This window comes from Mitsuaria sp. BK037 (genome assembly GCF_014193045.1).
Lineage (GTDB): Bacteria > Pseudomonadota > Gammaproteobacteria > Burkholderiales > Burkholderiaceae_C > Roseateles.
In genome coordinates this window covers 215,154-236,612 of sequence record NZ_JACHYS010000002.1, presented here as the reverse complement: position 1 = coordinate 236,612, position 21,459 = coordinate 215,154, and the positions used below count along the sequence as shown (strand labels likewise).

Annotated in this window: 17 protein-coding genes; all 17 read left to right on the top strand. The window is 69.8% G+C overall.

Annotated elements, in window-relative coordinates:
* Positions 1-3 precede the first annotated feature (3 nt).
* The 17 genes from rsmH to FHT37_RS13110 all read left to right on the top strand — a co-directional run bounded on the left by rsmH (position 4) and on the right by FHT37_RS13110 (position 21,218).
* Positions 4-1,011, top strand: a complete 1,008-nt coding sequence (gene rsmH / locus FHT37_RS13190; RefSeq protein WP_091726030.1) for a 16S rRNA (cytosine(1402)-N(4))-methyltransferase RsmH — start codon at positions 4-6, stop codon at positions 1,009-1,011.
* Positions 1,008-1,328 carry a cell division protein FtsL gene (gene ftsL / locus FHT37_RS13185; RefSeq protein ID WP_221211089.1) on the top strand — a complete coding sequence of 107 codons (321 nt, stop codon included), beginning with the start codon at positions 1,008-1,010 and terminating at the stop codon, positions 1,326-1,328. The genes rsmH and ftsL overlap by 4 nt, the downstream gene beginning before the upstream one ends.
* Complete coding sequence (locus tag FHT37_RS13180; protein WP_183482982.1) at positions 1,328-3,133, top strand: penicillin-binding protein 2; 1,806 nt, start codon at positions 1,328-1,330, stop codon at positions 3,131-3,133. The genes ftsL and FHT37_RS13180 overlap by 1 nt, the downstream gene beginning before the upstream one ends.
* 13 nt (positions 3,134-3,146) lie before the next feature.
* Positions 3,147-4,658, top strand: coding sequence for a UDP-N-acetylmuramoyl-L-alanyl-D-glutamate--2,6-diaminopimelate ligase (locus FHT37_RS13175; protein WP_183481930.1), 1,512 nt, complete (start codon positions 3,147-3,149; stop codon positions 4,656-4,658).
* Between the two features lie 56 nt (positions 4,659-4,714).
* A complete protein-coding gene (murF, locus tag FHT37_RS13170; protein ID WP_183482980.1) occupies positions 4,715-6,151 on the top strand; it encodes a UDP-N-acetylmuramoyl-tripeptide--D-alanyl-D-alanine ligase in 1,437 nt (478 codons plus the stop codon).
* Positions 6,141-7,319: a phospho-N-acetylmuramoyl-pentapeptide-transferase gene (mraY, locus tag FHT37_RS13165; RefSeq protein ID WP_091726023.1), complete on the top strand. Its 1,179-nt coding sequence runs from the start codon at positions 6,141-6,143 to the stop codon at positions 7,317-7,319. Before murF ends, mraY begins: the two co-directional genes overlap by 11 nt.
* 16 nt (positions 7,320-7,335) lie before the next feature.
* On the top strand, positions 7,336-9,279 hold the full coding sequence (gene murD / locus FHT37_RS13160) for a UDP-N-acetylmuramoyl-L-alanine--D-glutamate ligase (protein WP_255489636.1): 1,944 nt from the start codon (positions 7,336-7,338) through the stop codon (positions 9,277-9,279).
* Positions 9,276-10,553 (top strand): putative lipid II flippase FtsW, encoded by a 1,278-nt coding sequence (gene ftsW, locus FHT37_RS13155; RefSeq protein ID WP_183481927.1) that lies wholly within the window; start codon positions 9,276-9,278, stop codon positions 10,551-10,553. The genes murD and ftsW overlap by 4 nt, the downstream gene beginning before the upstream one ends.
* On the top strand, positions 10,550-11,668 hold the full coding sequence (murG, locus tag FHT37_RS13150; protein ID WP_183481924.1) for an undecaprenyldiphospho-muramoylpentapeptide beta-N-acetylglucosaminyltransferase: 1,119 nt from the start codon (positions 10,550-10,552) through the stop codon (positions 11,666-11,668). Before ftsW ends, murG begins: the two co-directional genes overlap by 4 nt.
* Positions 11,665-13,095, top strand: a complete 1,431-nt coding sequence (gene murC, locus FHT37_RS13145) for a UDP-N-acetylmuramate--L-alanine ligase (RefSeq protein ID WP_183481921.1) — start codon at positions 11,665-11,667, stop codon at positions 13,093-13,095. The genes murG and murC overlap by 4 nt, the downstream gene beginning before the upstream one ends.
* Positions 13,092-14,099: a D-alanine--D-alanine ligase gene (locus FHT37_RS13140; RefSeq protein ID WP_183481918.1), complete on the top strand. Its 1,008-nt coding sequence runs from the start codon at positions 13,092-13,094 to the stop codon at positions 14,097-14,099. Before murC ends, FHT37_RS13140 begins: the two co-directional genes overlap by 4 nt.
* A 45-nt stretch (positions 14,100-14,144) precedes the next feature.
* Positions 14,145-14,981 (top strand): cell division protein FtsQ/DivIB, encoded by an 837-nt coding sequence (locus tag FHT37_RS13135; RefSeq protein ID WP_183481915.1) that lies wholly within the window; start codon positions 14,145-14,147, stop codon positions 14,979-14,981.
* 8 nt (positions 14,982-14,989) lie between these two features.
* A complete protein-coding gene (gene ftsA / locus FHT37_RS13130) occupies positions 14,990-16,219 on the top strand; it encodes a cell division protein FtsA (RefSeq protein WP_091726001.1) in 1,230 nt (409 codons plus the stop codon).
* Between the two features lie 123 nt (positions 16,220-16,342).
* On the top strand, positions 16,343-17,578 hold the full coding sequence (ftsZ, locus tag FHT37_RS13125) for a cell division protein FtsZ (RefSeq protein WP_091725997.1): 1,236 nt from the start codon (positions 16,343-16,345) through the stop codon (positions 17,576-17,578).
* A 315-nt stretch (positions 17,579-17,893) separates the two neighbouring features.
* Positions 17,894-20,053: a sensor histidine kinase gene (locus FHT37_RS13120; RefSeq protein ID WP_175538320.1), complete on the top strand. Its 2,160-nt coding sequence runs from the start codon at positions 17,894-17,896 to the stop codon at positions 20,051-20,053.
* 24 nt (positions 20,054-20,077) lie between these two features.
* Positions 20,078-21,013 carry a UDP-3-O-acyl-N-acetylglucosamine deacetylase gene (lpxC, locus tag FHT37_RS13115; RefSeq protein ID WP_091725987.1) on the top strand — a complete coding sequence of 312 codons (936 nt, stop codon included), beginning with the start codon at positions 20,078-20,080 and terminating at the stop codon, positions 21,011-21,013.
* A 19-nt stretch (positions 21,014-21,032) separates the two neighbouring features.
* The gene (locus tag FHT37_RS13110; RefSeq protein ID WP_091725981.1) at positions 21,033-21,218 is read left to right on the top strand and encodes a hypothetical protein; all 186 of its coding nucleotides are present in this window, start codon (positions 21,033-21,035) and stop codon (positions 21,216-21,218) included.
* Positions 21,219-21,459: the final 241 nt, after the last annotated feature.

The following is a 21,459-nucleotide window of genomic DNA, read 5'->3' as shown; positions in this document are numbered from 1 at the left end:
CTCATGAGCGAGCAGTCCACCCCCGCCGCCTTCACCCACACGACCGTGCTGCTGCACGAGACGGTCGACGGCGCGTTCACGACCCCCGCTGGCATCTACGTCGACGGCACCTTCGGCCGCGGCGGCCATTCGCGGCTGCTGCTGTCGCGGCTCGGGGAGGAGGGGCGCCTGATCGCGATCGACCGCGACCCCGAGGCGGTCGCGGCCGCGACCTCCGGACCAACGCGGGTCGACGACCCGCGTTTCCACATTTGCCACAGCGCGTTCGCCGACATGGCCGCGCAACTCGACGCGCTGGGCGTCGGCCTGGTCGACGGCATCCTGCTGGACCTGGGCGTCTCCAGCCCGCAGATCGACAACCCGGAGCGCGGCTTCAGCTTCCGCTTCGACGGCCCGCTCGACATGCGCATGGACACGACGCGCGGCGAAAGCGCCGCGGACTTCATCGCCCGGGCGGAGGTGTCCCAACTCGCACAGGTGATCCGCGACTATGGCGAAGAACGGTTTGCTCTCCCGATTGCAAAGGCGCTTGTGGCTCGCCGGGAAGGCGGGCGTCCTGTCCGGACAACCGCCGAGCTTTCCCAAGTCGTGGCTGGTGCGGTCAAAACCCGCGAGCCGGGCAAGGACCCTTCAACGCGCACATTTCAGGCTCTACGGATATTCGTCAACGCCGAGCTTGAGGAACTGCAGCAGGGATTGAACGCGGCGCTCGCGCGGCTCAAGCCGGGCGGCCGGCTGGCGGTGATCAGCTTCCACTCGCTGGAAGACCGCATCGTCAAGAACTTCATCGCCTCGCACAGCAAGGAGGAGTTCGACCGCCGCGCCCCCTTCGCCGCGCCCAGGCCGCAACCGCTGCGCGCCATCGCCCGCGTCATGCCCAGCGAGGCCGAGGTGCAGGGCAACCCGCGCGCGCGCTCCGCGATCCTGCGCGTGGCCGAGCGCACCGAGGCGCCGATCCCGGCGCCGGTGCCCGAGTCCACCGGCAAGCAGAAGAAGGGAGGCCGTCGATGATCGGCCGCCTGAACCTGCTGCTGCTGGTCGCGGTGATGGTCTCCGGCATCTACATGGTGCGCAGCGCCTACGAGTCGCGCCGGCTGTTCACCGAACTGGACCGCGCGCAGACCGAGGGCCGCCGGCTGGAGGCCGACTACCAGAAGCTGATGGCCGACCGCCAGGCGCAGGCGACCAACCTGCGCGTGGAGCAGGTCGCTCGGGAGCGGCTGAAGATGCGGCCGATCTCGCCCGCGATCACCTTCAATCCGGACGCACCGGCGATCGAAGCCAGCGGTGTGCGGGGCGTGCGTGCCCCGCAGGGAGCGGCGCGGTGATCGGCAGACTTGGCAAGAAACTCGGCCAGGGCGCGCGCGGCGCGGCCCGCAACGCGCCCACGCGCGGCGTCAGCTATTCCAGCAGCCCGCTGCTGGCGTCCAAGACGCCGCCGTGGCGCTCGCGTTTCCTGGTCGCGCTGGTGGGCCTGGCGTTCACCGGCTTGCTGGCGCGCGCCGCCTACATCCAGCTGATCGGCGAGGACTTCTTCCAGCGCCAGGGCGAGGCCCGCTACGCCCACAAGATGGAGCTGCCGGCCAGCCGCGGCAAGATCAGCGACCGCAGCGGGCAGGTGCTCGCCGCCAGCGTCGCGGTGCCGTCGATCTGGGCCTTTCCCAAGGAGGTCGATACCGATCCCGAGAAGCGCCGCCAGCTCGCCAAGATCCTGGACATGTCGCGCGCCGAGCTCGACAAGCGGCTGGATCCGAACAGCCGCTTCGTCTTCCTGCGTCGCCAGGCCGACGACGAGACCGCGCGCAAGATCAAGGAGCTCGGCCTCAAGGGCGTGTTCCAGGACCGCGAGTACAAGCGCCAGTATCCCGAGGGCGAGGCCGCCGCGCACATCGTCGGCTTCACCAACATCGAGGAAAAGGGCCAGGAGGGCATCGAGCTGGCCTTCCAGAAGGACCTGCAGGGGCGCGACGGCTCGCGCTCGGTCGTGCGCGACCGGCTGGGGCGCGTCGTCGAGGACATCGGCGAGCGCGTGCCCGAGACCAACGGCAAGGACATCGAGCTGTCGATCGACGCCAAGGTGCAGTTCTTCGCCTACCAGCGCGTGCGCGACGCGGTGGCCGAGAACAAGGCCAAGGCCGGCTCGGTGGTGGTGCTGGACGTGCATACCGGCGAGATCCTCGCGCTGGCCAACTACCCCAGCTACGACCCCGGCCACCGCCAGAATCTGTCCGGCGAGCAACTGCGCAACCGCGCGCTGACCGACGTCTTCGAGCCCGGCTCGACGATGAAGCCGTTCACCGCCGGCCTGGCGCTGGAGACCGGCCGCGTGCGTCCCGACACGCTGCTGAGCACCGGCCCGCGCAGCGTGGTGATCTCGGGCTGGTCCCCCACCGACGCGCACCCGCACGGCGACCTGACCGTGCAGCAGGTGATCCAGAAGTCCAGCAACATCGGCGCGGCGCGGCTGGCGCTGATGATGCAACCGCGCGAGATGCACGAGATGTTCACCGCGATCGGCCTGGGCCAGCGCCCGCAGATCGATTTTCCCGGCGCGGTGACCGGCAAGCTGCGGCCGTGGAAGAGCTGGCGTCCGATCGAGCAGGCGACGATGAGCTACGGCTACGGCCTGTCGGCCTCGCTGCTGCAGCTGGCGCGCGCGTACACGGTGTTCGCGCGCGACGGTGACATCATCCCGATCACGATGACCAAGCATCCGGCGGACCAGCCGGTGGTGGGCATCAAGGTCTTCAGCCCCAAGGTCGCCGCGGAGATCCGCGGCATGCTGCAGATGGCGGCCGGCCCGGGCGGCACCGCGCCGCAGGCGATGGTCCAGGGCTACAGCGTCGGCGGCAAGTCCGGCACCGCCCACAAGCAGGAAGGCAAGGGCTATGCGAGCCACAAATACCGTTCCTGGTTCGTGGGCATCGCACCGATTTCCAAGCCGCGCATCATCGTGGCGGTGATGGTCGACGAGCCGAAGAACGGCCAGTACTTCGGCGGCGCCGTCGCCGGACCGGTGTTCAGCCAGGTGGTGGCCCAGACGCTGCGCCTGCTGGGCGAGCCGCCCGACCTGGACGTCAAGCCGCAGATCGTGGCGCAGCAACGGCTGCAAGCCGTCGACGAGAGTTTCTGAGCGGGCACGAACCATGTTGATGCACCTGAAATCCCCTGAAGCCGCCGCCCGCTGGCTCCTGGAATGGACGCCCAGCGGCCAGCTGCGCACGGACAGCCGCGCCGTCGGCGCCGGCGACGCGTTCATCGCCTGGCCCGGCTACGCGAAGGACGCCCGCCAGTTCGTCGCCGGCGCGCTGGCCGCGGGCGCGGCGACCGCGCTGGTCGAGCATGCGGGCGCGGCCGAGTACGGTTTCACCGACGCGCGCATCGCGTCGCTGCCCGACCTCAAGGCCAACTGCGGCCGCATCGCCTCGGCCTTCTACGGCGAGCCCAGCCAGCGGCTGAGCGTGCTGGCCGTGACCGGCACCAATGGCAAGACCTCCAGCGCCTGGTGGATCGCGCAGGCGCTGACGCTGCTGGGCGCGCGCTGCGGCGTGATCGGCACGCTGGGCGTGGGCCAGCCGCCGGTGCCGGGCGCGACGACGAATGCTTCGATCGAGGCCACCGGCCTGACCACGCCCGATCCGGTGCGGCTGCAGGAAGCCTTCAAGCGCATGGCCGACGACGGCTTCGGCGCCTGCGCGATCGAGGCCTCGTCGATCGGCATCGAGGAACACCGGCTGACCGGCACCCACATCCAGGTCGCGCTGTTCACCAACTTCACGCAGGACCACCTGGACTACCACGGCGGCATGGATGCCTACTGGGCAGCCAAGCGCAAGCTCTTCGCGTGGGAGGGCCTGAAGGCCGCGGTGCTGAACCTGGACGATCCCAAGGGTGCCGAACTGGCGGCCGAGCTGGGCGCCGCGGGCCGGCTGGACGTCTGGACCTACGGCCTGGACCGCGCCGACGCGCGCCTGAGCGCCACCGAGCTGCGCCATGACGCGCACGGGCTGGCCTTCACGCTGCGCGAGGGCGCCGCGTCGGTGCCGGTGCAGACCGGCCTGATCGGCGACTACAACGTGTCCAACCTGCTGGGCGTCATCGCCGGCCTGCGCGCGCTGGGCCATGGCCTGGACGACATCGCCCGCGTGGCGGCGCTGGTCACGCCGGTGCCGGGCCGCATGCAGCGGGTGGGCAGCGGCCGCGAGCTGCCGCAGGTGGTGGTCGACTACGCCCACACGCCGGACGCGCTCGAGAAGGCGCTGGGCGCGCTGCAGCCGCTGGCCGCGGCGCGCGGCGGCGAGCTACGCGTGGTCTTCGGCTGCGGCGGTGACCGCGATCCGGGCAAGCGTCCGCTGATGGGCGCGATCGCGGCGAAGCTGGCGGCGCAGGTCGTGCTGACCAGCGACAACCCGCGCACCGAGGATCCGCTGAAGATCCTGGCCGACATCGAGGCCGGCCTGCCGGCGGATGCGGCGCGCGAGGTGATCGCGGACCGCGCCGTGGCGATCGCGCGCGCGGTGGACCAGGCGGGCGCGCGCGACGTCGTGCTGATCGCCGGCAAGGGCCACGAGGACTACCAGGAGATCCACGGCGAGCGCCGCGCGTTCTCCGATGTGCAGGCCGCGCGGGCCGCGCTGATCGAAAGGGCGGGGCTGTGAGCGACGCCACCACGACCATCGCCTCGACCGCGCCCGGCGCGCCGGCGGTGCCCTTCATGACGCTGGGCCGCGCCTTCGCGCTGCTGTCGCCGCTGCTGCCGGCGACCACGCTGGTCGGTGACCCGGCCACGCCGCTGCTGCGCGTGCACACCGACACCCGCACGCTGCGTGCCGGCGACCTGTTCGTCGCGCTGCGTGGCGAGCGCTTCGATGCCAACGACTTCCTGGCCCAGGCCAAGGCCAGCGGCGCCGCCGCGGCCCTGGCCGAGCGCGGCCTGGCCGAGGCCGGCCTGGACGGGCTGCTGGTGCCCGACGCGAAGGCGGCGCTGGGCCTGCTGTCGCAGGCCTGGCGCGAGCAGCAGCACCTGCCCGTCATCGCGGTCACCGGCAGCAACGGCAAGACCACGGTGACGCAGATGATCGCGTCCATCCTGCGCGCCTGGCTGGGCGACGCGGCGATGCTCGCGACCGAGGGCAACTTCAACAACGAGATCGGCGTGCCGCTGACGCTGCTGCGCCTGCGCCAGAACGAGGTCGTGTGGCATCGCGCCGCGGTCGTCGAGCTCGGCATGAACCACCCGGGCGAGATCGCGCCGCTGGCCGCGATGACGCAGCCCACGGTGGCGCTGGTCAACAACGCGCAGCGCGAGCACCAGGAGTTCATGCACACGGTCGAGGCCGTCGCGCGCGAGAACGGCGCGGTGATCGGCGCGCTGGGCACCGCCGGCGTGGCGGTGTTCCCGGCCGAGGATCCCTGCGCGCCGGTGTGGCAGGAACAGGCCGCCGGCCGCGGCACGCTCAGCTTCGCCCTGCAGGGCCAGGCCGACGTGATGGGCCGCGCGCAGTGGGTCGCGCCGACCGAGGCGAGCGCCGCCACCGGCGCCGCCGGTCACTGGGCGATCGAGATCCTGACGCCGGCCGGCACCGTGCCGGTGGCCCTGGCGATGGCCGGCCAGCACAACCTGCGCAACGCGCTGGCCGCCGCGGCCTGCGCGCTGGCGGCCGGCGCGCCGCTGGCGGCGATCCGCGAGGGACTGCAGGCCTTCAAGGCGGTCAAGGGCCGCTCCGCGCTGCAGACGGCGGTGTGGCAGGGCCGCCGCGTCACGCTCATCGACGACAGCTACAACGCCAACCCCGACAGCGTGCGCGCCGCCATCGACGTGCTGGCCGAACTGCCGGGCGCGTCCTGGCTGATCCTCGGCGACATGGGCGAGGTCGGCGAGCAGGGCCCGGCCTTCCACCAGGAGGTCGGCGCGCATGCGGCGGACCAGGGCCTGTCGGCGCTGTGGACCGCCGGAGCCGCGGCGCGGGATGCCGCGTCCGCCTACGGCGCGGGTGCCCGCGCGTTCGACAGCGTCGCCGAGCTGATCGGCGCGCTGAAGGACGCGCCGCAAGTACAGAACATCCTCGTGAAGGGCTCGCGCTTCATGAAGATGGAACAGATCGTGGCCGCCTTGCAGTCCGGCGGCCCAGGAGACCCCCATGCTGCTTAGTCTGGCCCAGTGGCTGCAGACCTATTTCCCTGAACTGGGGTTCCTGCGCGTCTTCCAGTACATCACCTTCCGCGCGGTGATGGCGGCGCTGACGGCGCTGCTGATCGGCCTGGCCTTCGGCCCGTGGGTGATCCGCCGCCTGACCGAACTCAAGATCGGCCAGCCGATCCGCGAGTACGGCGTGCAGCAGCACCTGGCCAAGAGCGGCACCCCGACCATGGGCGGCGTGCTGGTGCTGATCGGCATCGGCATCTCGACGCTGCTGTGGTTCGACTGGTCCAACCGCTTCGTCTGGGTGGTGATGCTGGTGACCATGGGCTTCGGCCTGATCGGCTGGGTCGACGACTACCGCAAGGTCGTCAACAAGGACCCCGAGGGCATGCGCTCGCGGGAGAAGTTCCTGTGGCAGTCGATCATCGGCCTGATCGCCGCGATCTACCTGGCCTTCAGCGTCTCGGAGACCAGCTTCCTCGGCGTCGTGCAGCTGTTCTTCCGCTGGGTCACCAGCGGCTTCTCGACCGAGCTTCCGCCCAAGGCCGACCTGATGCTGCCGTTCTTCAAGTCGATCAGCTATCCGCTGGGCGTGTTCGGCTTCATCGGCCTGTCCTACCTCGTGATCGTGGGCACCAGCAATGCGGTGAACTTCACCGACGGCCTGGACGGCCTGGCCATCATGCCGGTGGTGATGGTGGGCTCGGCGCTGGGCGTCTTCGCGTACGTGACCGGCTCGTCGGTCTACAGCCGCTACCTGCTCTTCCCCTACATTCCGGGCGCCGGCGAGCTGCTGATCTTCTGCGCCGCGCTCGCGGGCGCTGGCCTGGCCTTCCTGTGGTTCAACGCGCATCCGGCGCAGGTCTTCATGGGCGACGTCGGCGCGCTGGCGCTGGGCGGCGGCCTGGGCACGCTGGCCGTGATCACGCGCCAGGAGATCGTGCTGGGCATCATGGGCGGCGTCTTCGTCGCCGAGGTGCTGTCGGTGATGCTTCAGGTGACCTGGTTCAAGTACACGAAGAAGAAGTACGGCGAGGGCCGGCGCATCTTCAAGATGGCGCCGCTGCACCACCACTTCGAGAAGTCGGGCTGGAAGGAGACGCAGGTCGTCATCCGGTTCTGGATCATCACGATGCTGCTGTGCCTGGTGGGCCTGGCCAGCCTGAAGCTGCGCTGATCGGGACGCGACGACGATGACCCCGATCCGCTTCCCCACCCTCTACCAGGACCGGCACGCGTTCGTGCTGGGCCTGGGTGATTCCGGGCTCGCGATGGCGGCCTGGGCCGCGCGCCTGGGCGCGCGCGTGACGGTGTGGGATAGCCGCGAGCAGCCGCCGCAGCTCGCTGCGCTGCGCGAGCGGCTGCCCGAGGCGGCCTTCGTGCATGGCGAGTTCACGCCGGAGCTGCTGGCCTCGATCGATCACAGCTGGGTGCTGCTGAAGAGCCCCGGCCTGTCGCCGCTGGATGCGCGGCTCAAGCCGCTGCTGGCACGCGCCGAGGAGATCGGCCTGCGCGTGCGCGGCGAACTGGAGCTGTTCGCGCAGGCACTGGCCGAGCTCAAGACGCTGTACCGCTACGAGCCGGGCGTGCTCGCGATCACCGGCACCAACGGTAAGACGACGACCACCAGCATGACCGCGCTGCTGGTCGAGCGTGCCGGCCGCCGCGTGGCGATGGCCGGCAACATCGGCCCGACGCTGCTGGGCACGTTGAGCGACGCGCTCGACAAGGAGCCGATGCCGCAGCCGAAGGAGGCCGAGATCGAGGCCGTCGTCGACCTGGCGGTCGAGGCGGTGAGCGCAGCCCCGGGCTCGGACGCGGCCGAGGTGCCGAACGCCGAGGCGCTGCTGGCGCCGGTCGATGCGTCCTCCGAAGCCTCCACGGAAACACCGGCCGAGGCATCCGAGGAGGCGCTGCTCGAAGCGCCGATCGAAGCGACGGCCGATGCGCCGGTCGAAATGCCAATCGAGGCGCCGACGGAAGCGCCCGTCGAGACGCTGGCCGCACAGGCCCCGGCCGACGAGCGCAGCGCGCTCGAGACCGTGGCCGAGCTGCTCGACGAGCAGCCGCTGCCGATCAAGCCGCCGCCGCCCAAGCCGGCGGAATTCGAGGTGCTGCCGCAGGTCTGGGTGCTGGAGCTGTCGAGCTTCCAACTGGACGGCGTGAAGGGCTTCGAGCCCAGCGCCGGCGCGGTGCTCAACATCACGCAGGACCACCTGGACTGGCACGGCGACATGCCGGCCTACGCGCGGGCCAAGGGCCGCATCTTCGGCGAGCACGGCGTGCTGGTGATCAACCGCGACGATCCCGAGGTCGAAGCGTTGGTGCCCGCGCCGGTCGTGGTGAAGCAGGGCCGGGGCCGACCCGCCAAGACCGTCGAGCGCGAGGTGGTCCGCTTCGGCCTGGACGCGCCGCGCCGCCCGGGCGACTTCGGCCTGCTGGTCGAGAACGGCATGGCCTGGCTGGTGCGCGCCCGCGAGCAGGAAGAGGAACTCAAGGGCCTGAAGCGCCGCAAGGACGACGAGGACGAGCTGCTGATCCAGCGCCTGATGCCGGCCGACGCGCTGCGCGTGCGCGGCCGTCACAACGCCGCGAACGCGCTGGCGGCGCTGGCGCTGGCCTCGTCGATCGGCTGCCCGCTGGCGCCGATGCTGCACGGCCTGCGCGAATACCGCGGCGAGCCGCACCGCGTCGAGTTCGTCACCGCGATCAAGGGCGTGGACTTCTACGACGACTCCAAGGGCACCAACGTCGGCGCGACCGTCGCGGCGGTGATGGGCCTGGGCGCCGACCGCGCGCCGGCCAAGCTGGTGATGATCCTGGGCGGCGACGGCAAGGGGCAGGACTTCTCCCCACTGGCCAGCCCGATCGCGCTGCATGCGCGCGCGGTGGCGCTGATCGGGCGCGACGCGCCGCAGATCGAGGCGGCGCTCCAGGACAGCGGCGTGCTCATGCATCGCCATGAGTCGCTCGAGGCGGCGACGCACTGGGCGCTCGCGCAGGCGCAGTCCGGCGACAGCGTCCTGCTGAGCCCGGCCTGTGCCAGCCTGGACATGTTCCGCAACTACGCCCACCGCGCCGAGGTGTTCATCGCCACCGTGCGCGAGCTGGCCGAAGACGAGGGCTTCGTCGGATGAGCGCCGCGACCGTCCTCGAGCAGCTCAACGAGCGCATCCGCGCGCTGCTGTCGCGCCGCCCGGCGACCGCCGGCGGCGCTGGCGGCGTCGACGTGCCGGTGCGCGACTGGGTCTCCACTTCCGCCGGCCAGCCCACCCGCATCCTCGGCTTCGACCTGACGCTGGTCTGGGTCGTGCTGGCGCTGCTGGCGCTGGGCTTGCTGATGGTCTATTCGGCGTCGATCGCGCTGCCGGACAACCCCAAGTTCGCGAAGTACGCGCCGATGCACTTCTTCGTGCGGCAGAGCCTGTTCATCGCGATCGGCCTGCTGGCGGGATGGATCACGGTGATGGTGCCGGTGAGCTTCTGGGAGCGCCACGCGCCCAAGATCTTCGTCATCGCGCTGGCGCTGCTGATGATCGTGCTGATCCCGCATGTGGGCAAAGGCGTCAACGGCGCGCGCCGCTGGCTGCCGCTGGGCGTCATGAACTTCCAGCCCTCCGAGCTGGCCAAGCTGGCCATCGCGATGTACGCGGCCAACTACATGGTCCGCAAGATGGAGGTGAAGGAGAACTTCGTGCGCGCCGTGTGGCCGATGGCCGCCGCGCTGGCCTTCACCGGCATGCTGCTGCTGGCCGAGCCGGACATGGGCGCCTTCATGGTGATCGCGGCGATCGCGATGGGCATCCTGTTCCTGGGCGGCGTCAACGGCCGCATGTTCTTCCTCAGCGTGGCGGTGCTGATCGGCGCCTTCGTGCTGATGATCACCTTCAGCGACTTCCGCCGCGAGCGCATCTTTGCCTATCTGAACCCGTGGGACGAGAAGTACGCGCAGGGCAAGGCCTACCAGCTGACGCATTCGCTGATCGCCTTCGGCCGCGGCGAGTTCTTCGGCCAGGGCCTGGGATCCAGCCTCGAGAAGCTGCACTACCTGCCCGAGGCCCACACCGACTTCCTGCTCGCCGTCATCGGCGAGGAGCTCGGCTTCATCGGCGTGGCGATCGTGATCTTCGCGTTCTTCTGGCTGTCGCGCCGGCTGTTCCACATCGGCCGGCAGGCGGTGGCCCTGGACCGCGTCTTCGCGGGCCTGTATGCGCAGGGCATCGGCATCTGGATGGGCGGCCAGGCCTTCATCAACATGGGCGTGAACCTGGGCGCGCTGCCGACCAAGGGCCTGACGCTGCCGCTGATGAGCTACGGCGGCTCGGCCACCGTCCTGAACTGCATTGCATTGGCGATCTGCGTGCGAATCGATATCGAGAACCGACAGTTGATGCGAGGGGGGAGGGCATGAGTACTCGCCACCTCGTCGTGATGGCCGCTGGAACGGGCGGGCATGTGATCCCGGGGCTCGCGGTCGCGGCCGAGATGCAGCGCCGCGGCTGGACCGTCTCCTGGCTCGGCACCGAGGCCGGCATGGAGAACAAGCTGGTGCCGCCGTCGGGTCTGCCGATGGACCGGTTGTCCTTCGCCGGCCTGCGCGGCAAGGGCCTGAAGCACTCGCTGCTGGGCGTCGTGCGGCTGTTCAAGGCGCTGGGTCAGAGCGCGCACATCTTCAGCGCGCGCCAGGCCGATGCGGTGCTGGGCATGGGCGGCTACGTCTGCTTCCCCGGCGGCCTGATGGCCTGGGTGATGCGTCGCCCGCTGATGCTGGTGAATGCCGATGCGGCGCTGCTGCTGTCCAACAAGGCGCTGGCGCCGGTGGCGCGCAAGATCGCCTTCGGCTTTGACGGCCTGGCCGCCGCGCAGCAGAAGAAGAGCGTCGTCACCGGCAACCCGGTGCGCGCCGAGATCGAGGACCTGCCCGCGCCCGAGCGGCGTTTCGCCGACCGCAACGGACCGCTGAAGGTGCTGGTCGTGGGCGGCTCGCTGGGCGCGCGCGCGATCAACGACGTGCTGCCGCAGACGCTCGCGCTGTGGGACGAGCACCAGCGCCCGATGGTCACGCACCAGACGGGCGGGGCCAACTTCCCGCTGGTGCAGGCGGCCTACGCCAAGGCCGGGGTGCAGGCCGAGGTCGTGCCCTTCATCACCGACATGGCCACGCGCCTGGCCGAGGCCGACGTGGTGATCTGCCGCGCCGGCGCGGTGACGGTGTCCGAGCTGTGCGCCGCCGGCGTCGCCAGCATCCTGGTCCCGCTGGTCGTCAGCACGACCTCGCACCAGCGCGACAACGCGCAGTACATGGCGCAGCATGGCGCCGGCACGCACCTGCCGCAGGGCGAGCTGAGCGCGCAATCGCTCTTCGACCTGCTGCAGCAGCCGCGCGAGCACTGGCTGGCGATGGCCTCGAAGGCGCGCTCGCTGGCGCGTCCGCGCGCGGCCTCGCGCGTGGCCGATGAACTCGAGGCGCTGGTCGCCGCCAAGGGCGCCCGCTCCGGCGGCGCCGGGAACGGAGCGCGCGCATGAAGCACGCCATCCAGCACATCCATTTCACCGGCATCGGCGGCGCCGGCATGAGCGGCATCGCCGAGCTGCTGGCCGCGCAGGGCTATCGCGTCACCGGCTCCGACCAGGGCGAGAGCGACACCACGCGCCGGCTGCGCGCGCTGGGCGTCGACGTGCAGATCGGCCATGCGGCCCAGCATGTGGGCGACGCGCAGGTGCTGGTCAAGTCCAGCGCCATCAAGGCCGACAACCCGGAGCTGATGGCCGCCCACCAGCACGGCATCCCCGTCCTGCTGCGCGCCCAGATGCTGGCCGAACTGATGCGGCCGCGCCTGGGCATCGCGGTGGCCGGCACCCATGGCAAGACGACGACGACCTCGCTGCTGACCACGGTGATGCTGCAGGCCGGGCTCGATCCGAGCTACGCGATCGGCGGCCAGTTGCTGGCGGCGGGCGCGAACGCGGCGCTGGGCAGCGGGCCGCACATGGTGGTCGAGGCCGACGAATCGGACGCGTCCTTCCTGCACCTGCTGCCGCAGCTGGCGATCGTCACCAACATCGACGCGGACCACATGGACACCTACGGGCACGACATGGCCCATCTGCGTCAGGCCTTCGTCGACTTCCTGCACCTGATGCCGTTCTGGGGCGCCGCGGTGCTGTGCGGCGACGACGCCGGCGTGCGCAGCATCGTGCCGATGGTGTCGCGCCCGGTGGTCCTGTACGGACTGGGCGAGGACAACGCGGTGCGCGCGACCGAGGTGAGCGCCGAGGCCGGCGGCGGCATGCGCTTCACCGCGCTGCGCCGCGACCGCCAGGGCCGCGACCTGCCCGCGCTGGACGTGCGGCTGCGCCTGAACGGGCAGCACAACGTGCTGAACGCGCTGTCGGTGATCGCGATGGCGATGGAACTGGGCCTGGACGATGCCGCGCTGCTGCAGGGCCTGGCGACCTTCGGTGGCGTGGGCCGGCGCTTCCAGTCCTATGGCGAGCTGCCGGTGGCGGCGGCCGATGGCGTCGCGGGCACCGCGCTGCTGATCGACGACTACGGCCATCACCCGGTGGAGATGCAGGCGGTGCTGCAGGCCGCGCGCGGCGCCTACCCGGGCCGCCGCCTGCTGCTGGCCTTCCAGCCGCATCGCTACACCCGCACCCGCGATTGCTTCGAGGCCTTCGCCGAGGTGCTGTCGCAGGCCGATGGCGTGCTGCTGACCGAGATCTATGCCGCCAGCGAGTCCCCGCTGCCCGGCATCAGCGGCGAAAGCCTGGCGCGCGCGGTGTCGGACCGCGGCACCGTGGCCGGCTTCGTCGGCGACTGGCAGGGACTGCCGCAGGCGATCGCCCACCAGGCGCGCGCCGGCGATGTGGTGATCGTGATGGGGGCCGGCTCGATCGCCGCCGTTCCCGCGCGCACCGTTGAACTCATGACGAAGGGAGGCCGCGCATGACCGCAGCCCTCGACACCCACTCGACGCTCTCTCAGCAGCTGGCCATCGGCCGCATCGACGCCAAGGCGCTCGGCAAGGTGGCCGTGCTCTTCGGCGGCGACTCGGCCGAGCGCGAGGTCTCGCTGATGTCGGGCAGCGGCGTGCTGGCCGCGCTGCAGTCCGAAGGCGTCGATGCGCATGCCTTCGATCCGGGCGAGCGCAACCTGCTCGAGCTCAAGGCCGAAGGCTTCCAGCGCGCCTTCATCGCGCTGCACGGCCGCCACGGCGAGGACGGCACGGTGCAGGGCGCGCTCGAGCTGATGGGCATTCCCTACACCGGCTCCGGCGTGATGGCCTCGGCCATCGCGATGGACAAGATCACGACCAAGCGCGTCTGGCTGGCCGACCAGCTGTCCACGCCGCGCTGGGTGAGCCTGCGGCGCGACGAGTTGCAGCGCGAGCGCGTGCGCACCGTGCCGGACGAACTCGGCCTGCCGGTCTTCGTCAAGCCGCCGCACGAGGGCTCGTCGATCGGCGCGACCAAGGTGATGGGGTATTCGGACATGCAGGCGGCGGTCGAGCTCGCGGCCAGGTACGACGCCGAGGTGCTGTGCGAGGAGTTCGTCGACGGCGCCGAACTGACCTGCCCGGTGCTGGGCGAGGGCGCCAGCGCCATCGCGCTGCCGGTCATCGAGATCCGGGCCGAGGGCGGCAACTACGACTACCAGAACAAGTACTTCACCGACACCACGCAATACCTCGTCGGCCAGTTGCCGCCCGAGGAGCAGGCCCGGGTGCAGCAGCTGGTGCTGGCCGCCTACCGCTCGCTCGGCGCGCGCGGCTGGGGGCGGGTCGACGTGATGCGACGCAGGTCCGACGGCCAGCTCTTCCTGCTCGAGATCAACACCTCGCCGGGCATGACCTCCCACTCGCTGGTGCCCAAGGCGGCCGCGGCCGTCGGCATCTCCTATCCCAAGCTGTGCCTGTACCTGCTGTCGCAGGCGCGGCTGGACAGCCAGGCCTGAACGCCGGCTGACAGGACACCCCCGAGCCACCGCCACCCCCCCCCCATGGGCGCCACCTTCACCCACACCGCCAGCCCGCTGCCGCCGGACATCCGAGTGATGAACGGGGTGGCCGGCCTGCTGCTGCTCGCCGTGGCGCTGGCCGCGGCGGCGGTGGGGGGGCATTGGCTGGCGCGGCAGCCGGCGTTCTCGATCAAGTCCATCACCGTCGAGGGCGACGTGAGCCGCAACAGCAGCGCGTCGCTGCGGGCGAACGCGCTGCCGCGGCTGTCGGGCAACTTCCTGACGATGAACCTGCAGCAGGCGCGCGCCGCCTTCGAGGCCGTGCCCTGGGTGCGTCATGCGACGGTGCGCCGCGTCTGGCCGCTGCACCTCGTCGTGGCGCTCGAGGAGCACCGCCCCGCCGCCTATTGGGAAACCAAGGCCGAGAACGCCGATGCCGACAGCGATGCGGTCGTCGATACCCGGCTGGTCAACAGTTTCGGCGAGGTCTTCGAGGCGAATCTGGGCGATGTCGAGGACGAGGACCTGCCGACCCTGGCCGGGCCGGCCAAATCGTCGGCGGCGATGCTGGCGATGTGGCGCCAGCTCGATCCCATGACCCACGGGAAACTGGATGAAGGGGTGGCCCGGCTGGATTTGTCGGGTCGCGGTTCCTGGAAGGCCACGCTGGAAAAGGGAGCGGTCGTTGAACTCGGCCGGGGCAGCGAGGCTGAAGTCGTGGCCCGGTTTGGCCAGTTCATCGCCAGCATTCCGCAGATCACCGCCCGCTACCGCACCTCGCTGGTATCGGCGGACCTCCGCCACGAATCCGGATATGCGGTCCGGCTCGCCGGCGTGACGACGGTTACCACTGCGCCCAAGGGCGCCAAGAAGAATTGAGGACAGGCATGGCCAAGGAATACAAGGATTTGGTCGTCGGGTTGGACATCGGCACCGCCAAGATCATGGCGGTGGTGGCCGAGGTGATGGGGGACGGCCAATTGCGCATCGCCGGCCTGGGCGTGGCGCCCAGCCATGGCCTGAAACGCGGCGTCGTGGTGAATATCGATGCCACTGTCCAGTCCATCCAGCAGGCGCTGAAAGAGGCCGAAATGATGGCCGACTGCCGGATTTCGAGGGTTTACACCGGGATTACCGGCAGCCATATCCGCGGCCAGAACTCGACCGGCATGGTCATCGTGCGCGACAAGGAAGTGACGCCGGTGGATGTCGCCCGGGTGGTGGAAACCGCCAAGGCCATCAATATCCCGAACGACCAGCGCCTGTTGCTGGTGGAACCGCAGGAATTCGTCATCGACGGCCACGAGGTCAAGGAGCCGATCGGCATGAGCGGCGGCCGGCTGGAGGTCAAGGTCCATATCGTGACCGGCGCCCAGAGCGCGGCGGAAAACATCGTCAAGTGCGTCCGCCGCTGCGGGCTGGAGGTCGAGCAGCTCGTGCTGAACCCGAGCGCCTCCAGTTTGGCTGCACTCACTTCCGACGAGCGGGACCTGGGCGTGGCGCTGGTCGACATCGGCGCCGGCACCACCGACGTGGCGATCTTCACCGGCGGCTCGATCCGCCATACCGCGGTGATTCCGATTGCCGGTGACCTGATTACCAGCGATATCGCGATGGCGCTGCGCACCCCGACCAAGGATGCGGAGGAAATCAAGGTCGAGCATGGCGTGGCCAAGCAATTGCTGGCCGATCCCGCCGACCAGGTCGAAGTCCCGGGTTTGGGCGACCGGGCGCCGCGCATGCTGTCCAAACAGGCACTGGCCGGGGTGATCGAACCGCGCGTGGAGGAAATCTTCTCCCTCGTGCATCAGGTCATCCGGGATTCCGGCTACGAGGAACTGCTGTCCTCGGGCATCGTGCTGTCGGGCGGTTCATCGGTCATGCCGGGCATGGTCGAACTGGCCGAGGACATTTTCCTGAAACCGGTGCGTCGCGGGAATCCGACTTACGGCGGCGCGCTGTTCGACATGGTCGCCAATCCCCGTTCGGCGACCGTGATGGGTTTGTTGGAGGAAGCGCGGCTCTCGCGCACACGGGGATTCAAGGCGGCGCAGCAGGCGGGTTCGGTGAAGACCCTGTTCGGCCGCGCGAAAGACTGGTTCCTGGGAAATTTCTAAGAAGCCGGAACTCATCGGCTCACGCTTTCTTTACGACGTTCGAGGGTTTTGCCCCCTAAAAAAGGGCCGATCCCACTTCTATTTTGCTGATGGCAACTGCACAATATGGACAGGAGGTTTGATATGGCGATCGAGATGATCGAAGAGTTTGATCAGGGCACCCAGATCAAGGTGATCGGCGTGGGCGGCGGCGGCGGCAACGCGGTCGAGCACATGATCAGCCAAGGTGTCCAGGGCGTGGAATTCATCGTGGCCAACACGGATGCCCAAGCCCTGAATCGCTCCAAGGCCGATCAACTCCTGCAACTGGGCCATACCGGCTTGGGCGCCGGCGCGAAACCCGAGGTCGGCAAATCGGCCGCCGAGGAAGCGGAAGCCCGCATCCGCGAATCCATCACCGGCGCGCACATGCTGTTCATCACCGCCGGCATGGGCGGCGGCACCGGCACCGGCGCGGCGCCGGTGATCGCGCGCGTGGCCAAGGAGATGGGCATCCTGACCGTCGGCGTGGTCACCAAGCCGTTCGAGTTCGAAGGCAACCGCCGTGGCAAGGCCGCGGACCTGGGCCTGCAGGAGCTCGAGGCGAATGTCGATTCGCTGATCGTCGTGCTCAACGACAAGCTGCTGGAAGTGCTGGGCGACGACGTCACGCAGGACCAGGCCTTCGCGCACGCCAACGACGTGCTGAAGAACGCGGTCGGCGGCATCTCCGACATCATCCACATGCCGGGTCTGGTCAACGTCGACTTCGAAGACGTGAAGACCGTGATGAGCGAGCCGGGCAAGGCGATGATGGGCACGGCCGTCGCGGCCGGTCCGGACCGCGCGACCAAGGCCGCCGAAGGCGCCGTGGCCTGCCCGCTGCTCGAAGGCATCGATCTGTCCGGCGCGCGTGGCGTGCTGGTGCTGATCGCGGCGAGCCGCAACAACTTCAAGCTGGCCGAGAGCCGCAACGCGATGACCGCGATCAAGCGCTATGCCGCTGAAGACGCGCACATCATCTACGGCACCGCCTACGACGAATCGCTGGGCGACCAGTTGCGCGTCACCGTGATCGCGACCGGCCTGAGCCAGCGTTCCGCGGCGCGCCAGCAACCGCAGCTCGTCGTCCAGCAGCCGCAGCTGCGCACCGGCACCGACAACATGCCGGTGCTGACGCAGCCGGTGGTGATGCCGGGCAGCGCCGCCGCGCAGGGCGCGCCGGCCGCCGCGCCGATGACGGCTTCGGACTTCGGCGGCATGAGCGTGCCGAGCGTCTGGCGCCACGGCCGCACCGCCGCCGCGAAGGTGGAGGCGCTGTCGTCCAACGGCATGGACGAGATCGAGATCCCGGCCTTCCTGCGCAAGCAGGCGGACTGAGACCGACCTCTTTCTCGAACGCCATCAGCTTGAAGGCCATGTCCCCTCGCGGGGGCATGGCCTCTTTTGCTTTTCGGAAGGCGGAACGACGGCGTCGCTGCGCCCCCATCCTTCGGGGGGAGGCTGTTGCAATTGAATGCTCGTGCCGCTGCGTGAACTTCGGCACACTGGCGCCCGATCACAAGACAGAGCGAATGCATGGTCCAGGGCGAGGATGGAATGTCGGCGGCGAGTGGGCCGGTCGCGCGGGTGCGGCAGGCATGGATGTCGCGTTCCTCGAAGCCGTCGATCCTGGCGTCGTCCATGGCGTCGTCCATGGCGCCGTTCCTCTTGCTCATGGTCTTCGCGCTGATGCTCGCGGCGCCGGTCACTGCGTGGTCTCAAGGGCGTGGCGCGAGTGGCGGTCAGATCGGTCCACCGGGCGATGCCGACAGCGGGACGCGAGCCGCACCGGGCGGCCCGGCCTCGAACGGGACGGCCTCGAGCTCGATGCCGCTCACCGGGGCGACGCGTGACACGCATGCCACGCGGGCGTCGCCCCTGGGGCCGGCGCGACCGGTGCCCGACAGCGGGCCGGCCGCTGGCGCCCAGCGCGCGACCGAGGCCGAGGTCGCGACCAGCGAGTGGACCCAGGACCAACTGAAGGCCTGGTGGCGCGCGCTGCGCGTGATGGACGGCCAGGACGGCGCTCTGCCGCAGGCGCTGCTGCCGCCGTCGGACCCCGCCGCCTGGCAACCGGTGCGGCTGCCTGAATTCCAGCAGCGCGAGGCGACCACCACCACCGGCGCCGCCCCGCGCTTCCAGATGCGCTGGTACCGCCTGCGCTACGCGGCGCCTAACGGGCGCTGGCCCACCAGCGTCGCGCTGTACATGCCGCGCCTGGTGGCGCTGGCCGCAGCGGTGCTGGTCAAGACCGACGACGGCTGGCGACCGGTCTTCGACAACCAGTCCGGCGCGCGCGAGCAATGGGTGCGGCCCTTGTGGGTGGTGCTGCCGGCGGCGCTGACCGAGATCCAGCAGGCGCGCGAGATCGAGGTCGTCATCGCCGTGCCGGTGATGCAGGCCGGTTATTACTCGGTGTCCAGCGTCTGGCTGGGCGCGCGCGAGGACCTGGAGCCGCGCCACGATCGCCGCTGGGTGCTGCAGATCGGCGTGCCGCAGGCCACCGGGCTGACGCTGGTGACGCTGGGGCTGTTCGCGCTGCTGCTCTGGTTCAAGCGTCGCGAGGATTCCTCCTACCTGCTGTTCTCGCTGGCCACCGTCGCCTGGCTGGTCCGCAACCTGCATTACCACCTGGATCTGCCGCGCACCCGCGACGCGCTCGAGTGGTTCTGGTGGGTGACCCATGCCTCGATGTCGTGGGTGATGCTGCTGACCTTCCTCTTCGCGCTGCGCTTCGCGCGGCAGCGCTTCGCGCGCTTCGAACGCGGCATGGCGCTGTTCGTGCTGGTGTCCAGCCTGGCGTCGATGCCGCTGTGGGGGCGCGGCTTCGACGCCCTGGTGCTGCTGCACATCTGCAATGCGGTGGTGGGCCTGGCGGGCACCGCCTTCGTGGCGAGCGTCGCCTGGCGCCAGGGCACGCGCGAGCTGCGGGTGATGGCGGCGGCGCTGGTGATCGGGGTGGCGCTTGGCGTGCACGACCTCGGCCTGCTGGCGGGCTGGTGGTGGCCGGAGCATGTCTACCTGATGCCGTTCGCGACGCTGGTGATCCTGGCCAGCTTCCTGTATGCGGTGCAGTACCGCTACATCGAGGCGCTGCGCCAGGTCGAGCGCGCCAACGAGGACCTGGCGCAGCGGCTGGAGGAGCGCAGCGTCGAGCTGCGCGCGCAGCACGACAAGCTGCGCGAGGTCGAGCGCCAGCAGGCGCTGCTGCTGGAGCGGCAGCGGATCATGCAGGACATGCACGACGGGCTGGGGTCCTCGCTGCTGTCGGCGATGGTCGCGGTGGAGCAGGGCACGATGCCGCAGGAGCAGGTGGTGGACGTGCTGCGCGAATGCGTGGATGACCTGCGGCTGGTGATCGATTCGCTGGAGCCGGTCGGCCACGACCTGGTGTCGCTGCTGGCGACGATGCGCTACCGGCTGGGCAAGCGGCTGCAGCTGGGCGGCCTCAAGCTGGAATGGGACGTGCACGACCTGCCGCCGCTGGAATGGCTGGAGCCGCCCGACGCGCTGCATGTGCTTCGCCTGATGCAGGAGGCGCTGACCAACGCGCTCAAGCATGCGCGGGCGTCGCGGGTGCGGGTGGTCACGCGCGACCTGGGCAGGCGCGTGGAGATCCGGGTCGAGGACGACGGCGAGGGCTTCGACGTCGGCACGATTTCACAGGGGCGCGGCCTGCGTGGCTTGCAGCGCCGGGCGAAGGTGCTGGGCGGGTCCCTGCGGGTGGACAGCAGCCTGGGGCACGGCACGGTGGTGACGCTGCGCTTGCCGGTGGCGCGCGCGGACCATGAGGCCGTCGTCCAGCAGGGTTGACCCCGATTTGGGAGAATGCCGCCCATGCTCAAGCAACGCACCATCAAATCGCTGACCCGCGCGGTCGGGGTCGGCATCCACAGCGGCCAGAAGGTGGAGATCACCTTGCGGCCCGCGGCGCCTGGCACCGGCATCGTGTTCCGTCGGGTGGACCTGGCCCAGCCGGTCGACATCCCGGTCAACACGCACAGCGTCTGCGACACGCGCATGGCCACGACGATCAGCCCCGGCGGCGATCCCGGCCAGCCCAAGGTGCAGACGATCGAGCACCTGCTGTCGGCTTGCGCGGGCCTGGGCATCGACAACCTGCTGATCGACATCAACGCCGACGAGGTGCCGGTGCTGGACGGGTCGGCGGCGAGCTACGTCTTCCTGCTGCAGAGCGCGGGCATCGAGTTGCAGAACGCGCCCAAGCAGTTCCTGCGGGTGAAGAAGCCGGTGGAGGTGCGCAAGGGCGAGGGCAAGAGCCTGATGTGGGCGAAGCTGGTGCCGCATCACGGCTACACGCTGAGCTTCCAGATCGAGTTCGACAACCCGGCGGTGTCGGCGACGGGCCAGCATTACGTGTTCGACATGGGCAGCGGCCAGTACAAGCGCGAGATCGCGCGGGCGCGCACCTTCGGCATGACCAAGGACATCGAGCTGATGCGCTCGCGGGGGCTGACGCTGGGCGGCAGCATGGACAACGCGATCGTGGTGGACGACTACCGCGTGCTCAATGCCGAGGGCCTGCGCTACGACGACGAGTTCGTGAAGCACAAGATCCTGGACGCGATCGGCGACATGCAGGTGGTGGGGCATCCGCTGCTGGCGGCGTACACGTCGTTCAAGGGCGGCCATGCGCTGAACAACCTGCTGCTGCGCGAGCTGCTGGCGGACGCGGAGGCGTACGAGATCGTGACCTTCGAGGATGAGCGCGACGCGCCGGCGGGGTTCGCTGAGTTGGCGCCGGCGTGGTGAGCGCACCGGACCCGCTCGCATGCTGATCGTCCGCACCGTCATCGCGCTGCTGCTCGTGGCGGGGCTGCTGTGTTTCGCGCTCTATATCGCCACCAAGCGCCCGGTCTGGCGCCGCCGCGCGATCCTGCTGATCAAGTGGACCGTGATCGCGGGCATCGGCGCGTTCTCGGTGCTGATCCTGGAGCGGTTGATCCTGCTGGTGTGAGCGGATCGCTTATCGAAGCAGGTCCGCCACTTGGATCAATGTCTTGATGGCGTTGAGAGCGACAAGCAGAATCCGTCCTGCCCTTTGTGGCCATTCAAATCTTCCAGCCCTTCGGGGATTCATCTGGGAACCTGCCCTTCGAGGCCTTTGGAAGCCCGGTCGAGAGACCGGGCTTCTGTCGTCAGGACTCCGGCTTCATCCTTCTTCACCCGCTCGACACCACCGGGCAGCTTGTCGACCT

What these genes read in the sequence shown, in the direction of transcription:
- rsmH (WP_091726030.1), top strand. Translation starts at nt 4, where the DNA reads ATGAGCGAGCAGTCCACCCCCGCCGCCTTCACCCACACGACCGTGCTG.
- ftsL (WP_221211089.1), top strand. Translation starts at nt 1,008, where the DNA reads ATGATCGGCCGCCTGAACCTGCTGCTGCTGGTCGCGGTGATGGTCTCC.
- FHT37_RS13175 (WP_183481930.1), top strand. Translation starts at nt 3,147, where the DNA reads ATGTTGATGCACCTGAAATCCCCTGAAGCCGCCGCCCGCTGGCTCCTG.
- murF (WP_183482980.1), top strand. Translation starts at nt 4,715, where the DNA reads ATGACGCTGGGCCGCGCCTTCGCGCTGCTGTCGCCGCTGCTGCCGGCG.
- mraY (WP_091726023.1), top strand. Translation starts at nt 6,141, where the DNA reads ATGCTGCTTAGTCTGGCCCAGTGGCTGCAGACCTATTTCCCTGAACTG.
- murD (WP_255489636.1), top strand. Translation starts at nt 7,336, where the DNA reads ATGACCCCGATCCGCTTCCCCACCCTCTACCAGGACCGGCACGCGTTC.
- ftsW (WP_183481927.1), top strand. Translation starts at nt 9,276, where the DNA reads ATGAGCGCCGCGACCGTCCTCGAGCAGCTCAACGAGCGCATCCGCGCG.
- murG (WP_183481924.1), top strand. Translation starts at nt 10,550, where the DNA reads ATGAGTACTCGCCACCTCGTCGTGATGGCCGCTGGAACGGGCGGGCAT.
- murC (WP_183481921.1), top strand. Translation starts at nt 11,665, where the DNA reads ATGAAGCACGCCATCCAGCACATCCATTTCACCGGCATCGGCGGCGCC.
- FHT37_RS13140 (WP_183481918.1), top strand. Translation starts at nt 13,092, where the DNA reads ATGACCGCAGCCCTCGACACCCACTCGACGCTCTCTCAGCAGCTGGCC.
- FHT37_RS13135 (WP_183481915.1), top strand. Translation starts at nt 14,145, where the DNA reads ATGGGCGCCACCTTCACCCACACCGCCAGCCCGCTGCCGCCGGACATC.
- ftsA (WP_091726001.1), top strand. Translation starts at nt 14,990, where the DNA reads ATGGCCAAGGAATACAAGGATTTGGTCGTCGGGTTGGACATCGGCACC.
- ftsZ (WP_091725997.1), top strand. Translation starts at nt 16,343, where the DNA reads ATGGCGATCGAGATGATCGAAGAGTTTGATCAGGGCACCCAGATCAAG.
- FHT37_RS13120 (WP_175538320.1), top strand. Translation starts at nt 17,894, where the DNA reads ATGGCGCCGTTCCTCTTGCTCATGGTCTTCGCGCTGATGCTCGCGGCG.
- lpxC (WP_091725987.1), top strand. Translation starts at nt 20,078, where the DNA reads ATGCTCAAGCAACGCACCATCAAATCGCTGACCCGCGCGGTCGGGGTC.
- FHT37_RS13110 (WP_091725981.1), top strand. Translation starts at nt 21,033, where the DNA reads ATGCTGATCGTCCGCACCGTCATCGCGCTGCTGCTCGTGGCGGGGCTG.